At 65.1% G+C, this 22,326-nt stretch carries 17 protein-coding genes; 10 read left to right on the plus strand and 7 right to left on the minus strand.

Annotated features, from left to right (window positions below):
- The first annotated feature begins 95 nt into the window (after positions 1-95).
- The gene (locus I6F37_RS17030; RefSeq protein WP_036014167.1) at positions 96-959 is read left to right on the plus strand and encodes a LysR family transcriptional regulator; all 864 of its coding nucleotides are present in this window, start codon (positions 96-98) and stop codon (positions 957-959) included.
- Positions 960-982: 23 nt separating this feature from the next.
- On the opposite strand, the gene I6F37_RS17035 is transcribed toward I6F37_RS17030, so the two are convergent.
- Positions 983-1,216 (minus strand): hypothetical protein, encoded by a 234-nt coding sequence (locus I6F37_RS17035; RefSeq protein WP_225152067.1) that lies wholly within the window; start codon positions 1,214-1,216, stop codon positions 983-985.
- A 203-nt stretch (positions 1,217-1,419) separates the two neighbouring features.
- On the opposite strand from I6F37_RS17035, the gene I6F37_RS17040 reads away from it, so the two are divergent.
- From I6F37_RS17040 to I6F37_RS17050, 3 genes are all read left to right on the plus strand, one after another.
- Positions 1,420-3,936 (plus strand): glycogen/starch/alpha-glucan phosphorylase, encoded by a 2,517-nt coding sequence (locus tag I6F37_RS17040; protein WP_225152069.1) that lies wholly within the window; start codon positions 1,420-1,422, stop codon positions 3,934-3,936.
- Positions 3,937-4,034: 98 nt separating this feature from the next.
- Positions 4,035-4,376, plus strand: coding sequence for a hypothetical protein (locus I6F37_RS17045; RefSeq protein WP_036014232.1), 342 nt, complete (start codon positions 4,035-4,037; stop codon positions 4,374-4,376).
- Between the two features lie 3 nt (positions 4,377-4,379).
- Entirely contained in the window at positions 4,380-5,195 is an 816-nt protein-coding gene (locus tag I6F37_RS17050; protein ID WP_036014176.1) for an acyl-CoA thioesterase II, read from the plus strand.
- A 175-nt stretch (positions 5,196-5,370) separates the two neighbouring features.
- Here the strand turns inward: I6F37_RS17050 and I6F37_RS17055 are convergent, their stop codons facing one another.
- From I6F37_RS17055 to I6F37_RS17065, 3 genes are all read right to left on the minus strand, one after another.
- A complete protein-coding gene (locus I6F37_RS17055; RefSeq protein ID WP_225152071.1) occupies positions 5,371-6,987 on the minus strand; it encodes a phosphoenolpyruvate carboxykinase in 1,617 nt (538 codons plus the stop codon).
- Between the two features lie 286 nt (positions 6,988-7,273).
- On the minus strand, positions 7,274-9,862 hold the full coding sequence (locus tag I6F37_RS17060) for a CHAT domain-containing tetratricopeptide repeat protein (RefSeq protein WP_036014233.1): 2,589 nt from the start codon (positions 9,860-9,862) through the stop codon (positions 7,274-7,276).
- A gap of 64 nt (positions 9,863-9,926) precedes the next feature.
- Positions 9,927-10,676: a HugZ family protein gene (locus I6F37_RS17065; protein WP_036026441.1), complete on the minus strand. Its 750-nt coding sequence runs from the start codon at positions 10,674-10,676 to the stop codon at positions 9,927-9,929.
- A gap of 241 nt (positions 10,677-10,917) precedes the next feature.
- On the opposite strand from I6F37_RS17065, the gene I6F37_RS17070 reads away from it, so the two are divergent.
- The 5 genes from I6F37_RS17070 (at position 10,918) to I6F37_RS17090 (ending at position 14,899) form a co-directional block, all read left to right on the plus strand.
- Positions 10,918-11,619 (plus strand): response regulator transcription factor, encoded by a 702-nt coding sequence (locus I6F37_RS17070; protein WP_008542552.1) that lies wholly within the window; start codon positions 10,918-10,920, stop codon positions 11,617-11,619.
- A gap of 113 nt (positions 11,620-11,732) precedes the next feature.
- On the plus strand, positions 11,733-13,529 hold the full coding sequence (locus tag I6F37_RS17075; protein WP_225152073.1) for a sensor histidine kinase: 1,797 nt from the start codon (positions 11,733-11,735) through the stop codon (positions 13,527-13,529).
- Positions 13,526-14,050, plus strand: a complete 525-nt coding sequence (locus tag I6F37_RS17080) for an HPr kinase/phosphorylase (protein WP_036026439.1) — start codon at positions 13,526-13,528, stop codon at positions 14,048-14,050. The genes I6F37_RS17075 and I6F37_RS17080 overlap by 4 nt, the downstream gene beginning before the upstream one ends.
- 133 nt (positions 14,051-14,183) lie before the next feature.
- Positions 14,184-14,585 carry a PTS sugar transporter subunit IIA gene (locus I6F37_RS17085; RefSeq protein ID WP_007597752.1) on the plus strand — a complete coding sequence of 134 codons (402 nt, stop codon included), beginning with the start codon at positions 14,184-14,186 and terminating at the stop codon, positions 14,583-14,585.
- Positions 14,582-14,899, plus strand: coding sequence for an HPr family phosphocarrier protein (locus tag I6F37_RS17090; RefSeq protein ID WP_036014186.1), 318 nt, complete (start codon positions 14,582-14,584; stop codon positions 14,897-14,899). Before I6F37_RS17085 ends, I6F37_RS17090 begins: the two co-directional genes overlap by 4 nt.
- A 65-nt stretch (positions 14,900-14,964) precedes the next feature.
- Here I6F37_RS17090 and I6F37_RS17095 read toward each other — a convergent pair whose 3' ends face one another.
- Positions 14,965-16,590, minus strand: a complete 1,626-nt coding sequence (locus I6F37_RS17095; protein WP_225152075.1) for a glycosyltransferase family 39 protein — start codon at positions 16,588-16,590, stop codon at positions 14,965-14,967.
- 112 nt (positions 16,591-16,702) lie between these two features.
- On the opposite strand from I6F37_RS17095, the gene lepA reads away from it, so the two are divergent.
- Positions 16,703-18,514 (plus strand): translation elongation factor 4, encoded by a 1,812-nt coding sequence (gene lepA, locus I6F37_RS17100; RefSeq protein WP_225147229.1) that lies wholly within the window; start codon positions 16,703-16,705, stop codon positions 18,512-18,514.
- A gap of 210 nt (positions 18,515-18,724) precedes the next feature.
- Here lepA and I6F37_RS17105 read toward each other — a convergent pair whose 3' ends face one another.
- A complete protein-coding gene (locus I6F37_RS17105; protein ID WP_225152077.1) occupies positions 18,725-19,960 on the minus strand; it encodes an efflux RND transporter periplasmic adaptor subunit in 1,236 nt (411 codons plus the stop codon).
- A gap of 2 nt (positions 19,961-19,962) precedes the next feature.
- Entirely contained in the window at positions 19,963-22,326 is a 2,364-nt protein-coding gene (locus tag I6F37_RS17110) for an ABC transporter permease (protein ID WP_036026435.1), read from the minus strand.

A 22,326-nucleotide genomic window follows, 5' to 3' on the forward strand; every position in this document is an offset into this window, starting at 1 on the left:
GATGTTTTTTTCTGCCCTCGATCTAGGGAGGCCGCTTGCCATTTGGAAATTAAATGATTAACTCGCGTCCAGTGGATTTCTTAATGGAGGCGGCCGTGCTCGATCTTGAGCTGCTGCGCAGCTTCGTCTCGGTGGTCGAGGCCGGCGGCTTCACCCGCGCCGGCGAGCGCGTCCACCGCACGCAATCGACCGTGAGTCAGCAGATCAAGCGGCTGGAGGAGGATGTCGGTCAGGTGCTGCTGCACCGCGACGGCAAGGACGTGCGCCCGACCGAGGCCGGCGAGCGGCTGCTGTCCTATGCGCGGCGATTGCTCTCGCTGGCCGAGGAGGCGCGCGACGTGCTGCGCCAGCCTGATAGCGATGGCGCGATCCGGCTCGGCATCCCCGAGGACTTTGCCGCATACCGGCTGGCAAAACTGCTGGGCGCGTTCTCGCGCTCGCATCCGGGATTGCGGCTGGACGTGCGCGCCGACCAGAGCAAGCATCTCGCCCGCGATCTCCAACGCGGCGAGCTCGACCTTGCGCTCTACAAGCGCGAGGCTGGCGCGAAGGACGCGATCGCGGTGTGGCCGGAGCGGGTGCACTGGGTCACCAGCAAGAGCCACCCGGTCGACGTCAACGTGCCGTCGGTGCCGCTGATCGGCTTTCCGCTCGGCTGCATCTACCGCGCCGGCGCCATCCACGCGCTGGAAACGGCCGGCCGCGCTTGGCACACCGCCTACACCTCATCGAGCCTCGCCGGCATTCAGGCCGCGGTCGCCGCCGGCATGGGCCTCAGCATCCTGTCGGAGATGGCGATCCAGACCGACCACCGCGTGCTGACGGCGAAGGACGGCTTTGCGCCGATCAGCAAGACCGAGGTTGCACTGATGGCTTCGCCGGATGCGAGCCCGGCGACGCTGCGGCTTGCGGACCGTCTCGCGGAGTTTTGCGATACGGTGCAGAGCAAGGCGGCTTGAGCTCACCAAAGCTCCTACGGCTCTCAATTCGCTGCGGATATCAGCTTGTCGCCGCACGCGCTTGCGTAGAACTTGCCGCCGCATTGGCGCTTGATCGCAGCGCAGCGGGCTGCGGGCGACGCCTTCTGCGGCACCGTGAAGCCGCAGCTGAGGCCGTCGGCGCTGCGACCGGTCGTGCTGGCGGCGAACGCCGCGCTGGTGGCGCTGATGCAGACGACGAGCAGGGCCGCAGTGGCGATTTCGATCAGCAGTCTCACGGTCCGCTTCTCCACACTGATGGCTGAATCTTTCGTAATCTAGCACCGAATCTGGGTTTCTCCGTGCTCCTCCGGGTTCCCAATTCGGCCCATTCCTTGCATAAATTTGCGCCAGCGCAGTGCACGGCCTCGCGGGCGACAGTTCCGGTGCAAGGGCAGGACGCGTACAGTTAAGAGTTGTTTCGACCTAGGAAGTAACGGCTTTGCAGGATTCATCGTTCCAGCCCAGTTTTCCGGCCTCCGGGCAGCCCATCGACGAACTCGCGCTGGCCGAGATCAAGGGCGCAATCCTGGCAAAGCTGCGCCTTGCCATCGGCAAGGACGCTGGCATGGCGACCAGGCACGATTGGTACCAGGCCGCGGCGCTCGCGCTGCGCGACCGCATCGTGCATCGCTGGCTCACGGCCGAGAAGCACAGCTACGACGCGGGCCGCAAGCGGGTTTACTATCTCTCGCTCGAATTCCTGATCGGCCGGCTCTTTACCGACGCGCTCAACAACATGGGCCTGCTCAAGATCTTCGAGGTCGCGCTCGGCGATCTCGGCGTCTCGCTGCCGGAGCTGCGCAAATGCGAGCCGGATGCGGCGCTCGGCAATGGCGGCCTCGGCCGGCTCGCCGCCTGCTTCATGGAGAGCATGGCGACGCTGTCGATCCCCGCGATCGGCTACGGCATCCGCTACGATTACGGCCTGTTCCGCCAGATCATCAATCAGGGCTGGCAGCAGGAATATCCCGACGAATGGCTGAGCTTCGGCAATCCCTGGGAATTGCAGCGACCCGAGGTGATCTACGACGTCAATTTCGGCGGCGGCGTCGAGCATGTCGACGACAAGGGCCGCGACCGCTCGATCTGGCATCCTGCTGAAACCGTGCAGGCAATCGCCTATGACACGCCAATCGTCGGCTGGCGCGGCCACCACGTCAACGCGCTGCGGCTGTGGTCGGCGCGCTCGCCCGATCCGCTCAAGTTAGATGCCTTCAACAAAGGCGATTACGTCAGCGCCAGCGCCGAGCAGGCGCGCGCGGAGGCGATCTGCAAGTTCCTCTATCCGAACGACGAGAGCCCGGCGGGCCGCGAGCTGCGGCTGCGCCAGGAATATTTCTTCGTCTCCGCCTCACTCCAGGACCTGGTGAAGCGGCATCTCGCCTCCGACGGCCAGCTGCGCAACCTCGCCGGCAAGGTCGCGGTGCAGCTCAACGACACCCATCCGAGCCTTGCCGTCACCGAGCTGATGCGGATCCTCGTCGACCTCCACAATTTCCGCTGGGACGAGGCCTGGAAGATCACGGTCGCCACCCTCTCCTACACCAACCACACGCTGCTGCCGGAGGCGCTGGAGACCTGGCCGGTCGAGCTGTTCGAGCGGCTGCTGCCGCGGCATCTGGAGATCATCTACCGCATCAACGTGCAGCATCTGGCGCTCGCCGAAGCGCGCTGCCCGGGCGACATCGACTTCCGCGCCTCAGTGTCACTGATCGACGAGAAGAGCGGCCGCCGCGTGCGCATGGGCCAACTCGCCTTCGTCGGCTCGCACCGCATCAACGGGGTCTCGGCGATGCATTCGGACCTGATGCGCGAGACCGTGTTCCACGACCTCAACCATCTCTATCCCGGACGCATCACCAACAAGACCAACGGCATCACCTTCCGACGCTGGCTGATGCTGGCGAACCCGAAGCTGACGGATTTGTTGCGCGAGAGCTGCGGCGATGCCGTGCTCGACGATCCGACCCAGCTCTCGCTGATCGAGGCGCGCGCCAGCGACGTCGAGTTCCAGAAGAAGTTCCGCAGCGTCAAACACCACAACAAGGCCCAGCTCGCCCGCCTGATCGGCGAACGGCTCGGCATCAGGGTCGACCCGGGCGCATTGTTCGACGTGCAGATCAAGCGCATCCACGAATACAAGCGCCAATTGCTCAACGTCATCGAGACGGTCGCGCTCTACCAGGCGATCAAGGACGAGCCCAACGGCAATTGGGTGCCGCGGGTGAAGATCTTCGCCGGCAAGGCGGCGGCGAGCTATCGCTACGCCAAGCTGATCATCAAGCTGATCAACGACGTCGCCGAAATCGTCAACAACGATCCCGCGATCGGCGGCAAGCTCAAGGTCGTGTTCCTGCCCGACTACAATGTCAGCCTCGCCGAGGTGATCATTCCCGCGGCCGATCTGTCCGAGCAGATCTCGACCGCGGGCATGGAAGCCTCCGGCACCGGCAACATGAAGCTGGCGCTGAACGGGGCCATCACCATCGGCACGCTCGACGGCGCCAATATCGAGATCCGCGACCATGTCGGCACCGAGAACATCGCGATCTTCGGCATGGAGGCCGGCGACGTGATGATCCGGCGCAAGCAGGGGCTGGATGCCTCCGACGTGATCCGCAGGTCGCCGAAGCTGCAGCGTGCTATCAACGCGATCGGCGCTGGCGAGTTCTCGCCCGGCGACCCCGGCCGCTTCGAATCCATCGCGCACGCGCTGCGCTATCTCGACCATTACATGGTCAGCGCCGATTTCGATTCCTACTACGAGGCGCAGCGCGCGGTCGATGCTCGCTGGCAGGTGAAGCCAGCCTGGACCCGCGCCTCGATCCTCAATGTCGCGCGCATGGCCTGGTTCTCGTCCGACCGCACCATCCGCGAATATGCCGAGGAAATCTGGAACGTGCCGGTCAATCCGACCACGCCGTTGCTGCCGAACCTGCGCGACGCCGCAGGCTGATTTTTCCGCGGCGTGGAAGCGGCCTTACCTGCGAGGTTATTGCTTTAGCAGGATAGCCATCATATCACGGCTTGAGATTTTTCTGGCCGGAGTTGATCGTGCCTGTCGGCGAGTATGTCACCCCGGATGGGCAGTTTCGATTCCTCGTCATCTGTCCCGATGGGGACTGGACGCTGGGTTTCGACGGCTTCCCCTGGCACACGCACGGCAGCATCCTCGCCAGTCTCTCCGGGAAGGACGAGGAAACTGCCATCGACGACTTCGTCGCCCACCTGACGAGCGGCAAGAGCATCATCGCTGTAAAGCGCATAGGAGGCTCGATCACAGACGTCTGGGTTACAGACGATCCAGCGGATGATGCCTTGAGTTCGCGGCAATATGGCCCCGATGACGAGACGATGGAGTTTCGTCGTTGGGACGGAAGCTCAGTAGAGGTCTAACCCATGCACGCCAAGCTCCTGCACCCATTCGACGAGGCCACGCGCATCACCGCTGGTGACAGCAGCTGGCAGGGGCACACCAGCGACGATTACTGGGCCTTTGTCGGCCCGTTCGGCGGCGCCACCGCCGCGACCATTTTGCGGGCGCTGATCGAGCATCCGCAAGCCGCCGGCGATCCGCTGGCCCTCACCGTCAATTATTGCGCGCCGATCGCCAATGGTCCGTTCGATCTCGACGTGCGCCTCGTCAAGGCCAACCGCTCCAGCCAGCACTGGAGCGTCGAGCTCAGCCAGGGCGGCGGCGAGGTCGCAACGCTCGCCACCGCGGTGTTCGCCGAGCGCCGTCCGTCCTGGGAGCACAGGGTGGCGCAATATCCGGATGCCAAGCCGTTCGAGCAGACGCTGCCATTCCCGAAGATCTCGGCATCCTGGGCCAACCAGTATGAATTCCGCTTCGTCGAGGGCGAGATGCGGATCGGCCCGCCGCAGGCCGAGCCCGCCAGCACCTACTCGAAGATCTGGATCAGCGACCGCACGCCGCGCAAGCTCGACATGCTATCGCTGATGTCGATGTCGGACGCCTTCTTCGGCCGCATTTTCCACGCCCGGCGCGAGCTGGTGCCGTTCGGCACGGTGTCGCTGACGACCTATTTCCACACCGACGCCGAGGAGCTCGCGGCTGAAGACATCACGCGCGTGCTGGCGACGGCGGATTCGAAGATCATGCACAAGAGCTACGCCGACCAGAACGCCGAGCTGTGGTCGCCGAACGGGCGGCTGCTCGCGACCACGACGCAGATCGCGTATTTCAAGGCGTAGCTGCTTCCGCGAACTCGTCATTGCGAGCGCAGCGAAGCAATCCAGAGATCTTTCCGCGGAGGCGGTCTGGATTGCTTCGTCGCAAGGGCTCCTCGCAATGACGGTGGAGGGATCTCGCCACAAGCAAAAAGGGCGGCCGCGAGGCCGCCCTCTTCGCATCCAAGACCGAGCGACCTTACTCCGCGGCCAGCTTCACGTCCGGGGCAGCCGCGCGCACCTCGGCGTCCACCTGTGCTTCGAACTTGGCAAAATTCTTCTGGAACATGCCGACCAGGGCGCGGGCGGTCTTGTCGAACTCGTCCTTGTCCTTCCAGGTGTTGACCGGGTTGAGGATCTCGGCCGGCACCCCCGGCAGCGCGGTCGGGACCGCAAAGCCGAAATACTTGTCGGTGCGGAATTCGACGTTGCGAAGCGAGCCGTCGAGCGCGGCGGTGAGCAGCGCGCGCGTCACCTTGATCGGCATGCGCGAGCCGACACCATACTTGCCGCCGGTCCACCCGGTGTTGACCAGCCAGCAATCGACATTGTGCTGGGCGATGAGGTCGCGCAGCATGTTGCCGTAGACGGATGGATCGAGCGGCAGGAAGGGCGAGCCGAAGCAGGTCGAGAATTCCGGCTGCGGCTCGTTGCCGAGGCCGCGCTCGGTGCCGGCGACCTTGGCGGTGTAGCCGGACAGGAAGTGATACATCGCCTGCGCCGGCGAGAGCTTGGCGATCGGCGGCAGCACGCCGAAGGCGTCGGCGGCCAGCATCACCACGTTCTTCGGCTGCGGCGCGCGGCCGGTGCGCGAGGCGTTCGGGATGAAGTCGAGCGGATAGGCCGAACGCGTGTTCTCGGTCTTGGAGCCGTCGTCGAAATCGACGACGCGGGTGTCCTCATCGAGCACGCAGTTCTCGAGCACCGCGCCGAAGCGGGTCGAGGCGGCATAGATCTCAGGTTCGGCTTCCTGCGACAGCTTGATGCACTTGGCGTAGCAGCCGCCTTCGAAATTGAAGACGCCGTTCGGGCCCCAGCCGTGCTCGTCGTCGCCGATCAGCGTGCGGTTGGGATCGGCCGACAGCGTCGTCTTGCCGGTGCCCGACAGGCCGAAGAAGATCGCGGTGTCGCCGTTGGCGCCGACATTCGCCGAGCAGTGCATCGGCATCACACCGCGCTCGGGCAGATAATAATTCAGCGTCGTGAAGACCGACTTCTTCATCTCGCCGGCATAATAAGACCCGCCGATCAGGACGATCTTGCGGGCGAAATCGATCGCGACCACGTTCTCCGAGCGGCAGCCATGGCGTTTAGGATCGGCGCGGAAGCTCGGCATGTCGATGATGGTGAGCTCCGGCACGAAGGTCGGCAGCTCGATCGCCTCGGGGCGGATCAGCAGCGTGCGGATGAACAGCGAGTGCCAGGCGAGCTCGGTGAAGACGCGCGTCTTGATCCGGTAGGCCGGGTCGGCGCCGCCATAGAGGTCCTGCGCGAACAGGCGCTTGCCTTCGGCGTGCTTTAGGAAATCCTGGTAGAGTGTCTCGAATTGCTCTGCGGTGATCGACTGGTTGCCGGCCCACCACATCTTCTTGTCGGTGGTGGCGTCGCGCACCGTGAACTTGTCCTTCGGGCTGCGCCCGGTGAACTCGCCGGTGTCGGCGCAGAGCGCGCCGTCGGCGGAGAGCACCGCCTCACCCGCTGCCAGCGAGTATTGATAGAGTTGTGGCGCACCCAGATTCCAGTGAACCTGCTTGAGATTCTTTAAGCCGAATTTGTCGGCGCCGAAGGCACCGTTGCGCACGCCCGTCTCTTGCACGAAAAATCCCTCCTAGAACCCGCGACATCAAGCGCGGCCAAGTTTGGCGCCGTCGCGATCACCGTGAATATGGGCCGTTCGGCCTCGGCTGAACGACCTAATAATGATGAACGCCGGCGTTGCCAAGCTGATCCCGCAGGATTTGGTTTATTCAAGGACCGCGCCAAACGCCGCGCATGTCAGCTCTGAAAGGCCGCATCGAGAAAGTGCGGATGATCGCGCAACCAAATGCACATCTGCGCGTTATGTCAGGTTATTGCGACGCACAATCACTGCGTCAACACCCCTATCTTACCTCGCCCTCTCCGATCAACGCGAACGGTCCCCACATCGCGGGATAAGCGTTGCGCGGCGACGAGGCGTCGTCGAGATAGGTTAACATCGCGCGGCGCAAGGCTTCGGCGCGGCCGAGCTTTGGCTCGTTCTTCAGCAGCTCGAACGTCGACGTGGTCAAGCGGGTCGCAGCCTCCGAATCCACGGCCCAATGCGACACCAGGAGCGCGCGAGCACCTGCGTAGAAGAACGAGCGCGCCAATCCCGACAACGCCTCGGCACCGGGCTTGTCGCCCGCGATGGTGTTGCAGGCAGACAGCACAACCCAATCGGCATTGAGCTTGAGCTGGGCCACTTCGCTCGCGGTGAGAAGACCATCGTCGAGCTCCGTCGGCTGGTCGGGGATGGAGAGCGCCAGCGAGGGCTCCCCCAATCCCTTGACGTCGCCGGCGACAAGGCCGTGCGTGGCAAAGTAGATGATGCCGTATTGGGCAAGCGCTGCACGCTTGAGCGTCGTTTCGCTGGCGTCGCGGCCGAGATGGATGTCAGCCTCGGCAGCGCCGACGTCCCTCGCCACCGCGTTCAATTCGTCGGCGGTATCGGGCAGCTGCGGCAGCGCCTGGGCCAGCCGCGCACGATCCACGCCTGCGCCGCGCCAGAAGTCGGCATAGGCGATCGTCGCGATGCTGCGTGCGGCGACCTTGCCGTTCGCGGCACGCCGGTCGGCAGGCCCTTCGGCTGCAGGGTTGAACACGGGATCGCCGAAACCGGTCATCGGCTTGACGCTTTGATCCCTGCGGGCAAAAGCGCGCAGCGATTTCAGGCTGATCACCGACGGCAGGACCGAAACGGCCTGACGCCGCAGCAGCCAGGCAGCACTGCGATAGCCCTCGAGCCGGTCCGGGATCGCAGCCTGTGGCTTCTCTGTGACCAGCAGATGAAACGGCAATGCGGTCAATGCCGCCGACGGCACGACCAGCAGGTTGCGCTTGTCCTTGGTCAGCGCCTCAACCGGGCCGAGCAGCGCGACATAGAGCTCGTTGGCAAGACCGAGGTCGAACAATCCCGATTTGCCGGATGCATCGCGCGCCTTGCCGACATCGAGCCCGCTGCGGAAGGCCGTGACCTTCTGTGCGACCGCGTCCGCTCCGAGCGGAATCTCCTTCCAGTCGACGCTCTCGCGCGTGATCGCGACGACATAGCTCCGCCTGTCGACGACGGAATAGACCACCATCGCCTCGTCGGACGCCAGCAGCGGCTGGATGTCCTTGACGGTCAGCGGCAGCGGGTTGGATAGCGAGGAATAGTCGGGAAACTCGACGGCGAGCGTCTTCTGCAATCCATTGCGCGCGCCCGCGATCGCCGCGATCCGCACGCGGCTGCGCTGCTCGGCCGCGACGTCGCGCTGCGCCGATGGCTTCGACACTGCAGCGATGATCGCCTTGTCGAGCGCTTCGGACTCGGCCGCGAGATCCTGATCCTTGCGCACGAGCTCGGCGAGCCGGTCGCTGCCGGCGGCGAGCCGCACCGCGAGCTTGTTCACGGCAGAAGCGGCAGAGGATTGCGTGCCGCGCTGGATCGCAGCGAGCGCATCGTCGAGCGCCTTCTCGCTCGGCAGCAGCGATTGCTGCCGTGCCGCGAACAGGATCGGCAGCACGACGCGCAGCTGCGCACGATTGGCCGCAAGCGTCTTCTGCGCCAACGGCAAGGCATCCGCCGTCCGCCCCGTCGCCTGCAGAAAGTCGGCAAGATTGCTCGTCGAAGTCGCAACATCAGGGTGATCCGGCCCGAGCGCGCGTTCGCGGATCGCCAGCGCGCGACGATACAGCGGCTCGGCATCGGCAAAACGCTGCTGGTGCTGGTAGAGCCCGGCGAGATTATTGAGCGAGCGCGCGACGTCGGGGTGTTCAGGCCCCAGCACCTTTTCGCGGATCGCGAGCGAGCGCTTGATCGGCGCTTCGGCACCGGCGTCGCGATTGAGGTCGCGCTCGACCTGTCCGATGTTGTTCAGGACCGTGGCGACCGCGGGATGCTCGGGACCGGCAGCCTTCTGATAGATCGCGAGCGCACGGCGGAACAGTGGCTCGGCATCGGCCGGACGCTGCTGCTTGGCGTAGAGCGTGGCGATATTGTTGAGGGATTGACCGACGTCGGGATGCTCGCGCGGCAGCGCCTTCTCGCGCACGGCAAGTGCACGCTTGAACAGCGGCTCGGCCTCTGCGAAGCGACCCTGCCGCTGATAGAGCGCGGCAAGATTGGTCAGCTCGGCCGCAACCAGGGCGTTGTCGGAGCCGAGCGATTTTTCCATGAGTGCGATCGCGCGCTTGTAGAGCGGCTCAGCCAGATCGTCCCGTCCCTGACCGGCATGGACCTGGCCGAGATTGTTCAACGCGCCCGAGAGATCGCGGCCGTTGTCCTTCTCCAGGCTGGCGACCATCGCCTGCGCCAACGGCAGCGCTTCCGAATATTTTCCGGCACCGATGAGCGCGGTGAGCCGCGCGCTCTCGGCGGCGAGACCTTTCTGCGCAAGGGCTGGCGTGGCGAGCAAGGTGGTGATGGCGAGCGCGAGAGCCGCCGTCCATGCCAAACGTTGACGCGTCATGACCCCTCTCGCTGCGAGCCCGAAAACCATCACGGTCATGGGTCGCGGCGATCGGTAGCCGCGTTCAAGCGGTTGCGCCCTGGTCCACCTTCGTGCGCGCTTCGCCAGCGAGACGGACCAGCATCTTGCGAAGCGCCGTGCCATCCGTCACCCGCTCCGGGAAGTCCAGCCGCAGCGTTGCCTGGCCGACCTGCATGTCGAGGCCTTCAGGATCACAGCCGGTACAGCGCCAGTCGCCCTCGGTGGCGCCGAGCAGCTTCGTGGCATAAAGATTGAGGGCGTCGCGATGGTCGGCGTTCATGTGCTCGACGGCGCCCTCCTCCGCCGCCAGCAGGTCCTCGGCGCCGGTGAGGTCCGTCAGGAATTGCTCCGGCTTGAGGTCGACGATCCGGCCAAAGCCGGCGACCAGATGTGTTCCCGTGGGCCGGATCCGGAAGAAGGAGAAATCCTTAAAAGAAACAAAGCCTTCTGCCGAGGGATGAGCACTCAGATACCGTCGCTGGAGCAGATCCTTGTTGGAATCGGCCTCCTCGGCCCGGCCGGACAGCATGATCCGGGCGCCTTCCAGGGGATCGCCGGCCGCGCGCTCGTCCAGCATCAGCGAGACCCTGGAGTCCGCGAGGACGTTCTTGGTGTGCACGGCGAGGCGCGAGATCAGCAGGATCGGCGAGCCGTCGGGATGGCTGGCCAGATTGACCAGGGAACAATAGGGATCGCCGTTGCCGACCATCAGCGTCGCCAGAGCCCCCTGCCGGGACCGCCTCAGCAGCGATTTGGCGAGCTTTGCGGGGTCGAAATTGGGGGTCGGTTGCATTGGCTTTCTCGGCTCAGGTGGTTGCAAGGAGGGCCTTTTTTCGGGTAAACGGGGGCCCGGTTATGGGTCGAGATGCGGCGAATCTGCCGTGTTTCGTGGAACTTGGTCACACTTCAGCCCAGCTTGCATTGCTCGGTGACAAGGTTCGAACGCCACTTCGGCACCCATGTATGCGGCGCATCACTGATTGCTCGCCGTTTCAAGCCACGACCCAAACGGAAAGCAGAAAGCAGAGAGGCTCATGCCCACAATCGCTTTGGTCGACGACGACCGCAACATTCTCACATCCGTCTCGATCGCGCTGGAAGCCGAAGGCTACCGTATCATGACCTACACCGACGGCGCTTCCGCGCTCGACGGTTTCCGCACCACCCAGCCCGATCTCGCCATCCTCGACATCAAGATGCCGCGCATGGACGGCATGGAGACGCTGCGCCGTCTCAGGCAAAAGTCCGACCTGCCGGTGATCTTCCTCACCTCCAAGGACGAGGAGATCGACGAACTGTTCGGCCTCAAGATGGGCGCCGACGACTTCATCCGCAAACCATTCTCGCAGCGTCTGCTGGTCGAGCGCGTCAAGGCGGTGCTGCGGCGCTCGGCGCCGAAGGATCCGACCGTTGCGCCGAAGGAGAACGACGCCAAGGCGCTCGACCGCGGTCTGCTGCGCATGGACCCCGAGCGCCATACCTGCACCTGGAAGAACGAGCCGGTGACGCTCACCGTGACCGAATTCCTCATCCTGCAGGCGCTCGCGACCCGGCCCGGCGTGGTGAAGAGCCGCAACGCGCTGATGGACGCCGCCTATGACGACCAGGTCTATGTCGACGACCGCACCATCGACAGCCACATCAAGCGGCTGCGCAAGAAGTTCAAGGTGGTCGACAACGAGTTCGAGATGATCGAGACGCTCTACGGCGTCGGCTACCGTTTCAAGGAAGCCTGAGGGCGCCTCCTCCACGGCGATCGAGAGCATCTCCGGTTCTCGTTCCATCGGGACGAGGATCGCTCTAGGATGCGGGGACCTTCGCACGGGCCGTCCTAACGCGGGCGTAAGCATTGCTTGACCGAACGCAGCCTGACCCTAACCAGAGCGCCGGGGATATCGCATCCGACGGCGTTCAGGAGCACGTTGCCGACAACAAGCCGCAGGGCTTCCGGCCGCTGAACTGGTTGAAACGCGCCGGGCAGTTCTTCTTCGCGCTGTCCTTCTCGAGCCTGACCCGCCGCATCGTCTCGCTCAACCTCGCCGGCCTCGTCGCACTGGTGGCGAGCATCCTGTACCTGTCGCAATTCCGTGCCGGCCTGATCGATGCGCGCGCCCAGAGCCTCCTGGTCCAGGCCGAGATCATCGCCGGCGCGATCGCGGCCTCTGCCACGGTGCAGACCAACGCCATCACCATCGATCCCGACCGGCTGCTCGATCTCAAGCCGGGCGAGACCTATGGCGGCTCGGACGAATATTCGCCGCTGGACTTCCCGATCAATCCGGAGCGCGTCGCGCCGGTGCTGCGCACCTTGATCTCGCCAACCAAGACGCGCGCCCGCATCTACGATCCGAACGGCAGCCTGCTGCTCGACAGCCGCAACCTGGAAAACGTGCTGCGCTTTCCGCTGCCGCCGCCGGCCGAGCAACCCGGCATCATCGAGCGCGGCAAGGTTGCGGTGCGGACCTGGCTGAACCGCGGCGACCTGCCGCTCTATCGCGAACTCGGGCCCGAGAACGGCAATGGCTATGCCGAAGTGGGCGACGCCCTCCAGGGCCAGAAACGCTCGATGGTGCGGGTCAATGCACGCGGCGAGGTGATCGTCTCGGTCGCGGTCCCCGTGCTGCGCTCGCGCGCCATCCACGGCGCCTTGATGCTGTCGACGCAAGGCGACGACATCGACCAGATGGTCACCGCCGAGCGCCTCGCCATCCTGAAGGTCGGCGGCGTCGCCGCCGCCGTCATGATCATGCTGTCGCTGTTGCTCGCGAGCACGATCGCAGGTCCCGTGCGCCGGCTCGCGGACAGCGCCGAGCGCGTCCGCCGCCGCATCAAGGCCCGCATCGAGATCCCCGATTTCACCCGCCGCCGCGACGAGATCGGCCACCTCTCCGGCGCGCTGCGCGACATGACCAGCGCGCTCTACAGCCGCATCGAGGCGATCGAGATGTTCGCCGCCGACGTTGCCCATGAATTGAAGAACCCGCTGACCTCGCTGCGCTCGGCCGTCGAGACGCTGCCGCTGGCGCGCAACGAGAACAGCCGCGCGCGCCTGCTCGAGGTGATCGAGCACGACGTCAAGCGGCTCGACCGGCTGATCTCCGACATCTCCGACGCCAGCCGCCTCGACGCCGAGCTGCAGCGCCAGGATGCGATCCCGGTCGATTTGCGCCGGCTGCTGACGACGCTGACCTCCGTCGCCAACGAAACCAAGCTCGGCCACGACGTCGCGGTCGAAACGCGCTTCGAGGGCCGCGGCCCGACCGACACATTCGCCGTGAGCGGCCACGATTCCCGGCTCGGACAGGTGGTCTCCAACCTGCTCTCCAACGCGCAATCCTTCTCCGAACGCGGCAGCAAGGTGCGCCTCACCTGCCGGCGCGTCCGCTCCGAAATCGAGATCGTGGTCGACGACGACGGCCCCGGCATTCGCGAGGACGCGCTGGAGCGCATCTTCGAGCGCTTCTACACCGACCGCCCGCATCAGGGCTTTGGCCAGAATTCCGGCCTCGGCCTTTCGATCTCTAAGCAGATCGTCGACGCCCATGGCGGACGCATCTGGGCGGAGAACCGTCCAGGCCCGCCGGACGCCGACGGCACGCCGACAATTGCCGGCGCGCGCTTCGTGGTGAGGCTGCCGGCGCTATGAACGAAGGCGGGCCCAGCGTTCACGCCTCTGCCGTCAAGGTCGGGCCTTACGCCGTGCTGATCCGCGGGCCCTCGGGGTCCGGCAAGTCGCGGCTTGCCTTCGATCTGATCATGGCGGGGCGCTCGGGCGTTGTGGAAAGGGCCGTTCTGGTCGGTGACGACCGTGTCCATCTGGCGACACTCGGCCACGAAATTGAGGTCCGCCCCGCGCCTCGCCTGGCGGGCCTGATCGAGATCCGGGGCCTCGGAATCCGCCGCTGCGACTTCGTGGAGCATGCGACCGTCGGTCTCGTGGTCGATCTGGCTGCAGCCGACGCGGAGCGCCTGCCGCCGGCTGAAGCCCTGAAAACCAGCATTTTTGGTGTCGAAATACCGCGAATCCCTGTTGCCCGCGACTATTCGCCCCTTCCCCTGGTTGTTGCGGCCTTGACCACTACCAAGAGTTCATCTTCCGTTAACCCATCAGGCGATTGTTTGAAGGGAAATGGTAACCATATGAACCCCACTATCGCGACCGAATAGACCGGCGCAGCTCCCCTCATCCATCCGTCTAGATTCAGGGAGATACGCAACATCCCCTCTTGCGCGGGGGCTCTGGATGGTCAAAGTGGCGCGTTCGTGCGGTGCACCAAAAGCGCCCGCGAGGAGTTTTCCGATGATTGGTCTAGTACTTGTGACCCACGGGCGCCTTGCCGACGAATTCAAGGCAGCGCTTGAGCATGTCATGGGCCCACAAAAGCAAATCGAAGCGATCACGATCGGCGCCGAAGATGATTCCGATCTCTGCCGAAGCGACATCATCGAGGCGGTCAACCGCGTCGATTCCGGCGACGGCGTTGCGATCCTCACCGACATGTTCGGCGGCACGCCGTCGAACCTGGCAATATCCTGCATGAGCCGGCCCAAGGTCGAAGTGCTCGCGGGCATCAACCTGCCCATGCTGGTCAAGCTTGCCAAGGTGCGCGAGGAGCGACCGCTGCCCGACGCGATCGCGATGGCGCAGGAAGCTGGCCGCAAATACGTCACCATCGCCAGCCGGGTGCTCGCCGGCAAATGAGCGAGGAGGCGCCACAAGCCGCGACCGGCGTGCCCGCGGGCGCGATCTCCAAGGATCTCCTGATCATCAACAAGCGCGGCCTGCACGCCCGCGCCTCGGCGAAATTCGTCCAGGCGGTCGAGCGCTTCGATGCGCAGGTGTGGGTGACACGCGGCGGCGAGACCGTCGGCGGCACCTCGATCATGGGCTTGATGATGCTCGCCGCGGGTCCCGGCACGACGATCACGGTGGCGGCGGCAGGGACCGACGCCGAAGCCGCGCTCGCGGCGATCACGGAGCTCGTTGAAAGCAAGTTCAACGAGGAAGGGGTTTAGGCCCTTCTCTCACCACGCGGCCAGGTGCGCTCCCTCGCCCCGTACTTGCGGGAGAGGTGACGAAATCATTTCCCCGGCGGCGCGAAGTAGATGTTCCAGCTCATCGACGGTCCGGCCTTGCCGTTGGTGAAGCGGCGCGTTGTCATCACGATGCGCTCGGCGTTGGGCGCGACGTCCGACACCCATTTCTCGAACGCGGGCAGGCGGCCGTCGGTCGGATCGAACACGCCGATGAAGCCGTACTTCCTGGCGTCGTCGCGCGAGGTCAGTCCGGAATCCCAAGCCTCCAACGGCAGCAGCGCGGACGGATGATCCGGGCTGTAGAACACCAGCGGCTGGATCTGCTCCATCGTGCCGGCAACGACGGCCCAGCGCGAGCCGAAGCGGGTGTGCCAGGCCTGGGTCAATTCGCGCGCGAGCTCCGAGCGCGCGCCATAGATCTGGGCATTGCCGGCATTGGCCGCCATCTCGCGCGCGGCGATCCAGGGCGAAGCGGCGAGCGTCGCGGCGCTGAGCACGAGCCAGATCGCGGCGATGTTGAACAGCGCGGCGCTCTGCACGCGCAGCGTCGGGATCGCGACCAGTGCGAGCGGCACCAGGAAGAACAGCGAGATGCCCCAATCCGTCTTCATGTAGATGCTGAAGGCGAGCGCGCCGAGCGGCGGGCCGACTGCGACGATGACCTGGACGATCCAGACATTCAGCGCCTGCGAGACATTGACCCCTGCATTGGCGCCACGCGCCCAGGCGCGCGTGACGATGCGCAACGGCGCAGCCAGCAGCAATCTGCCCCATGGCGGCACCAGCGCCATGGCCAGCGCCGCGAGCGCCACCGGCAATGCCAGCAGCGCGAAGTTGTGCAGCACATAGCCCGCGACGAGCTGATGCACCTGGGCCTTGTCCTGAAGGCTGTAGGTGTCGCCGGCATAGGTCAGCGGCACGAAATGCGCATCCGCCAGCCAGACGAGGTGCGGGATCATCGCCGCGACCATCGTGGCAATCGCGACCCACGGCGCGGGCGACGACAGGAAGCGCAACCGGTCGGGATGGATCAGCGCGGCGAGGCCGATCGCGCCGATCATGGTCAGCACCCAATATTTGGTCATCAGCGCCAGCGCGCCGGCAAGCCCGAGCAGGATTCCGGATTGCCAGGTCCGCTTCTCGAAGGCGTTGAGATAAGCCAGCACCAGGAGCGGCAGCGTGACGAGCTGCAAGAGGTCCGGGTTGTACTTGAAGCCCTTGAAATTGAAGATCGGGTAGAGCGCGATCATCACCACGACCAGGAACGCGCGGCGCGCATCCACCGCGCGCAAGGCGATCAGCCAGCAGATCACCATGCCGACGCTCACCGTCGTCATCGCCAGCGCATAGGTCGCCCAGTCCGCCGCCGGGAGCGCCTTGAACCAGAGGCCGGCCACCCAGCCCGACAACGGCGGGTGCTTGCCATAGCCCCAGAGGAATTTCTGGCCCCAGCCCCAGGCTTCTGCGACGTCCATGTGAACGTCCTGCGCCGCCTTAAGATTGATCAGGATGAAGGTCCAGAGCACTGCATGCAGGATGGCAAATTGGATCACCAGCCACAGGCGCGCCTCGGGGCGGACCGCACAGGCAACCAGGAAGGCCCGGAAGCGGTTGTAACTCAAGCGGGTGTTTGCCCGCGCTCCGGCAGTGGGAAGAGAGGTCGTGGACATGGCCGTGCGTAGCGCGTTTTGGCCCGTCATGGAATCAGCTTGGCGTGAACAAAGGCCCTGAAAATACAGCAATATGGTTGCCGCACGGGGATGTGAGTGGTATCCCGCGCCCATGACGACCGTCCCTATTTCCAACATCCGCAATTTCTCCATCGTCGCCCATATCGACCATGGCAAATCGACGCTGGCCGACCGCCTGATCCAGATGACCGGCGGCCTCTCCGACCGCGAGATGGCGGGCAAGGAACAGGTGCTCGATTCCATGGACATCGAGCGCGAGCGCGGCATCACGATCAAGGCGCAGACGGTGCGCCTCGCCTACCGCGCCAAGGACGGCAAGGACTACATCTTCAACCTGATGGACACGCCCGGCCATGTCGACTTCGCCTACGAGGTCTCGCGGTCGCTGGCGGCGTGCGAGGGTTCCCTGCTCGTGGTCGACGCCAGCCAGGGCGTCGAGGCGCAGACGCTCGCCAACGTCTACCAGGCGCTCGACAACAATCACGAGATTGTCCCGGTCCTGAACAAGGTCGACCTGCCCGCGGCCGAGCCCGAGAAGGTCAAGCAGCAGATCGAGGACGTCATCGGCATCGATGCCTCGGATGCGGTGATGATCTCGGCCAAGACCGGCCTCGGCATCCCCGACGTGCTGGAAGCCATCGTCAACCGCCTGCCGCCGCCGAGGGGCGATCGCGACGCCACGCTGAAGGCGCTCTTGGTCGACAGCTGGTACGACGTCTATCTCGGCGTCGTCGTGCTGGTGCGCATCGTCGACGGCACGATGAAGAAGGGCCAGCGCGTGCGCATGATGGGCACGGGCGCGGCCTATGACGTCGAGCGCGTCGGCTTCTTCACGCCGAAGATGCAGCAGGTCGAGGAGCTCGGCCCCGGCGAAATCGGCTTCATCACCGCCGCGATCAAGGAAGTCGCCGACACCCGCGTCGGCGACACCATCACCGACGACAGGAAGCCGGTCGCCGAGATGCTGCCGGGCTTCAAGCCGGCGATCCCGGTGGTGTTCTGCGGCCTGTTCCCGGTCGACGCCGACGACTTCGAGACGCTGCGCGCCGCGATGGGCAAGCTGCGCCTCAACGACGCCAGCTTCTCCTTCGAGATGGAGACGTCGGCTGCGCTCGGCTTCGGCTTCCGCTGCGGCTTCCTCGGGCTTCTCCACCTCGAGATCATTCAGGAGCGCCTGTCCCGCGAGTTCGACCTCAACCTGATAGCGACCGCGCCGAGCGTGATCTACAAGATGAAGCTCACCGACGGCCAGGAGATCGAGATCCACAATCCCGTCGACATGCCCGACGTGGTCAAGATCGCCGAGATCGACGAGCCCTGGATCGAGGCGACGATCCTAACGCCCGACGAATATCTCGGCAGCGTCTTGAAGCTGTGCCAGGACCGCCGCGGCGCGCAGAAGGAGCTCACTTACGTCGGCTCCCGCGCCATGGTGAAGTACGACCTGCCGCTCAACGAGGTCGTGTTCGACTTCTACGACCGCCTCAAATCGGTCTCCAAGGGCTACGCCTCGTTCGACTATCACCTCACCGACTACAAGCCGGCCGATCTCGTCAAGATGCAGATCCTGGTCAATGCCGAGCCGGTCGATGCGCTCTCGATGCTGGTCCACCGCACCCGCGCGGAGGGGCGCGGCCGCGCCATGGTCGAGAAGATGAAGGAGCTGATCCCGCCGCATATGTTCCAGATCCCGATCCAGGCGGCGATCGGCGGCAAGGTGATCGCCCGCGAGACGGTGCGCGCGCTGCGCAAGGACGTCACCGCGAAATGCTACGGCGGCGACATCACGCGTAAGCGCAAGCTTCTGGAGAAGCAGAAGGAAGGCAAGAAGAAGATGCGGCAGTTCGGCAAGGTCGACATCCCGCAGGAAGCTTTTATTGCCGCGCTGAAGGTCGACAGCTGAGGCGAGGCTCAGGACGGGCCAGCCGGGTCGCCGGGGCCGGCAAACAGGCGCTCTCCCGACGGCAAACAAAAAAGTGCGAAAACAACCCCATGCACAGTAGCCGCCCTCTTGGCGGCATTGTGCTTTTTCGATTCTACGAAGTCGGTTTGACCCGTCGGGCAAAACAGGGGTATGGTGGCATCATCGAACGCTTGCCTCTCAGCCGTGTATCTATTCCTCGCCCCTCTTCGCGATCCTGATGCCCTCGATGATCCGGTCGCTCGGGTGCAACACGACGCGATCACCTGCAGCTAGTCCGGAGAGAACTTCGGCCACGCGGTTATTCCGGTGGCCGATGCGGACCGGGACAGTTCTTGCACGGCCGTTCTCGTCGGCGAAAACCGCCCATTGGTCGCCTTTTCGGAACAAAGCGCTCACCGGCACGGTCAGCGACTCGGTCGCGCTCCATGTCGTCACGTGAACGATAACACGATAGTCGTGCCCGAGCGTGCCCCACTTCTCGGGCGGGTCGGTGAAATCGATGGTCACGCGGACCCGCTGCTCCTCGGTGCCGAGTGCGGAGACTTTCAGGAAACCGGCCGGGTCGACCCGGACCACCTTTCCCGCGATGGGCTGACCGCCCCAGCCATCGATCCGGACCGGCGCGCCGACCTTGATCTGGACCGCGTCAGTCGAGAGCAGGTCGGCCACGACCTCGAGATCGAACGGGTCGCCGATATCAACCAGCGGCGTCCCGGGCAGAACCGTCGTCTCGCTGTCCTGGATGATCTTCAATACCCGTCCGCTTGTCGGCGCCAGCACACGGATGCAGCAGGTCGGCTCCGCGGGAGGGATAGCGCTTGCCGGGTCCATCAGCCGGGCCGCCAGGCTGGTCCGCACTGCGCGGCGCATCTCGACCTGGGCCTTGGCACCTCTCAGGGCGGCCTCGTTGGTGGCGACCTCGAATTTCGCCTTGTCGTAGGCCTGGGCCGAGGTGGATTGCGTCCGCAACAGCGTCTGCACCCGCTGGAACTCGGCCCGCGAAAAATCCAGCGCGGCTTCGATCCGCTGCACTTCAGCTTCCTGCTGCTGGATCGCGGCGTCTGCGGCCAGGACCTCCGCCTGCAGCTGATCGCGCGATCGCGCATCGATGAAGCCGGGCAGCGTCGGTTGCATCAGGGCGACGGTCTGGTTAGCGACGACGTCGTCGCCGACATGGAGCGAAGGCCCCTGCTCGCCGAGCGGATGCGAGATTCTCAAGACCTTGCCCGCGATCGGCGCCGACACCGTGTAGACGTGGCGCACGCGGGTCTTGCCGTCGTCGTCCGCCGTGACCTCGATCGGCCCCTTCGCGACGGTCGCGAGATCGACCAGAACCGGTCGGGGCCAGGCGAACCAAGCGAGGCCTGCGAGGATCGCAGCAGCGAGCGCGGCGCCGATGATGCGTTTGGTCCAGTTGGCGGGCATGGCTAATCTCGCGTCTTGAGGACCGCAACAAGGTCCAATCTGTCGATGCGTTCTCGGATCACGGCGGCGGAAACGATGGCGGCCAGCACCACGACGGACGTGGCGATCACGTAAGTCGAGTGCTCGACGACGAGGCGGACGCGCATCAACTCGCCGGCAAGGTTCGTTTTCATTACCCAGGCGAGGCCGTAGCCCATCAGCCAACCGGGCGGTTGGGCGATCAGGGTGAGGATGGCGAGCTCAAGCAGCAGGATGCGCAGCACCTCGCCGCGCGTGAAGCCGAGCACGCGCAGGCTGGCCAGTTCGCGCGCCCGTTCGGACAGCGAAATGCGCGCATTGTTGTAGACGACGCCGAACGCGATCACGCCGGCAAGGCCCGTGTAGATACTCGCCATCGTGGTGACGAGCAGCGCGACGGTCTTGCGGAAGTTCGCCAGCGAAACGCGCTGCAGCGCCACGCCGCCGACCGTCGGTATGGACTTCACCGCCGTGTAGAAGTCCTCCGTCCGGTTCTCGTCGAGGCTGAGATTGACGCTAGTGACGACGGGCGCCTCGCGCATCAGCTTGTGCAACGCCTCGATCTCCATCATGCCCCTAATCCCGAAGTAGTCCTCGACGGTCGCGACGACCGGCACCGTCACGGATCGCCTGGCGCCCTCCAACAGATCGACCTCGACGCTATCGCCTGGTCCGACGCCGAGGATATGCGCGAGCATGCCGGAGATGGCGAGGCCCGTCTCCGGCAGGATGACCGGCCGAAGCTCGACGTCGATGATGCGCCTGAGGTGGGCAGCAGCCGGTCGGCCGCTGATGACGATGCGCCGTTCGACGTTGCCGTGGCGGATCCGGACCGGCACCTCGCGGAACGGCTCGGCGGCGAGAACGCCCGGAAGCCGGCTCACCTGCTCCACGACATTTGCGATCCGCTTCTCGGCAAAGCCGATGGTTGCGTCCTGCCGGTCGGCGAGGAAGTAGGTCACATCGGTCAGATGCTCCATGCTGTCCCGCGTGAACAGCGAGACGACTAGGATCGCGGTGGCCAGCGCCATGCCGAGCGCCGTGAAGAAGGCCCGTACCGGATGCCGGGCGATGTTGCGGATCATCATCAGCGTCGGCTGCGACACGATCCGGTCGAGCTGGATGCGCGCCGAAAGCAGCCGGCGATAGACCGGCGGAGCCGGCGCCTGCATGGCGACGGCCGGGGGCAGCTTCACCACCTCGCGCAACGCACGGAATGCGCCGATCGCCGCAGCCGCCGCGCTAAGCGCACCTGCCGTGAGATAAACGTCCGGTGCCTTCGCGAACACCAGGAACGGAAAGTGGAAGAAGTCGCCGAACAGCGCGGTGACGTGCAAACCGAGCCAGGTGCCCACGATGCCGCCCAACACGATGCCGACCACGACGATGAAGGCAACGAACTTGAAATAGTGCAGCACGATGCTGCCGTCTGAATAACCCAGCGCCTTCAGCAGGCCGATCTGCTCGCGCTCGAGCGCGACCAGCCGGGTCAAGGTGAGATTGACGAGGAAGGCCGCGACCAGCAGGAAGATCGGCGGCAGCGTGCGGCTCATGTTGTTGAGCATGTCGAGTTCATGATCGAGCCAGGCGTGCGAGGTCTGGTCCTTGCGGCCATGCGCCGCCTGCCCGCCATAAGGATCGAGCAGGGCGTCCAGTCGCCGGACCACATCGCGCTCGGAGGCGCCGGGCTGCAGCTTGACCGCGACCGCCGAGAAGGCGCCGTCGAGATCGTAGGCAGCGCTAAGCACCTTCTCCGACATCCAGACGATGGCATAGCGGCGATCGTCCGGCATCAGGTCGCCCGGTCCGACCGTGTAAACGAACTCGGGCGACAGCGCGATGCCGACGATGACGAGCTCGCGCTTCCTGCCGTTGAGGATGGCGGAGAACCGCGCCCCCTCGACGAAACCGTGCGCCCGAGCGAACGGCTCGTTGACGACGACCTCTTCAGTCCGTCCCGGCGCCGGGAACCGCCCGGAGCGCATGTAGAGCCGGTTGAGATGCTGCTCACCCGTGTCGGCCAGCGAAACGAACTGCGCGCTGGCCGGCGCGGAGAAACCGGGAATGTCGAGTAGCGCCGGCTTGGCGATACGGGTGTCGATGGCGGCGACTCCTGGGATCTCGCCGATCCTGTCGGTGAGCGCCTTCGGTGCCCGCTTCGCCTGCGCGAACACATCGGCAAAGCCGTAACGCTCGTAATAAGCGATCCGGGTCTCCTCCAGCGATCGGTGCGAGCCCACCGCGAGCACCAGCGTCGCAACCCCGCCGCCGACGACCAGCGCGACCGCGAGCACCTGCGCCCAGAGCCGTCTGACGTCACGAAGCAGCTTGATGTCTAGCACCTTCAT

The organism is Bradyrhizobium sp. NBAIM08 (genome assembly GCF_020193935.1).
Taxonomy (GTDB): domain Bacteria; phylum Pseudomonadota; class Alphaproteobacteria; order Rhizobiales; family Xanthobacteraceae; genus Bradyrhizobium; species Bradyrhizobium yuanmingense.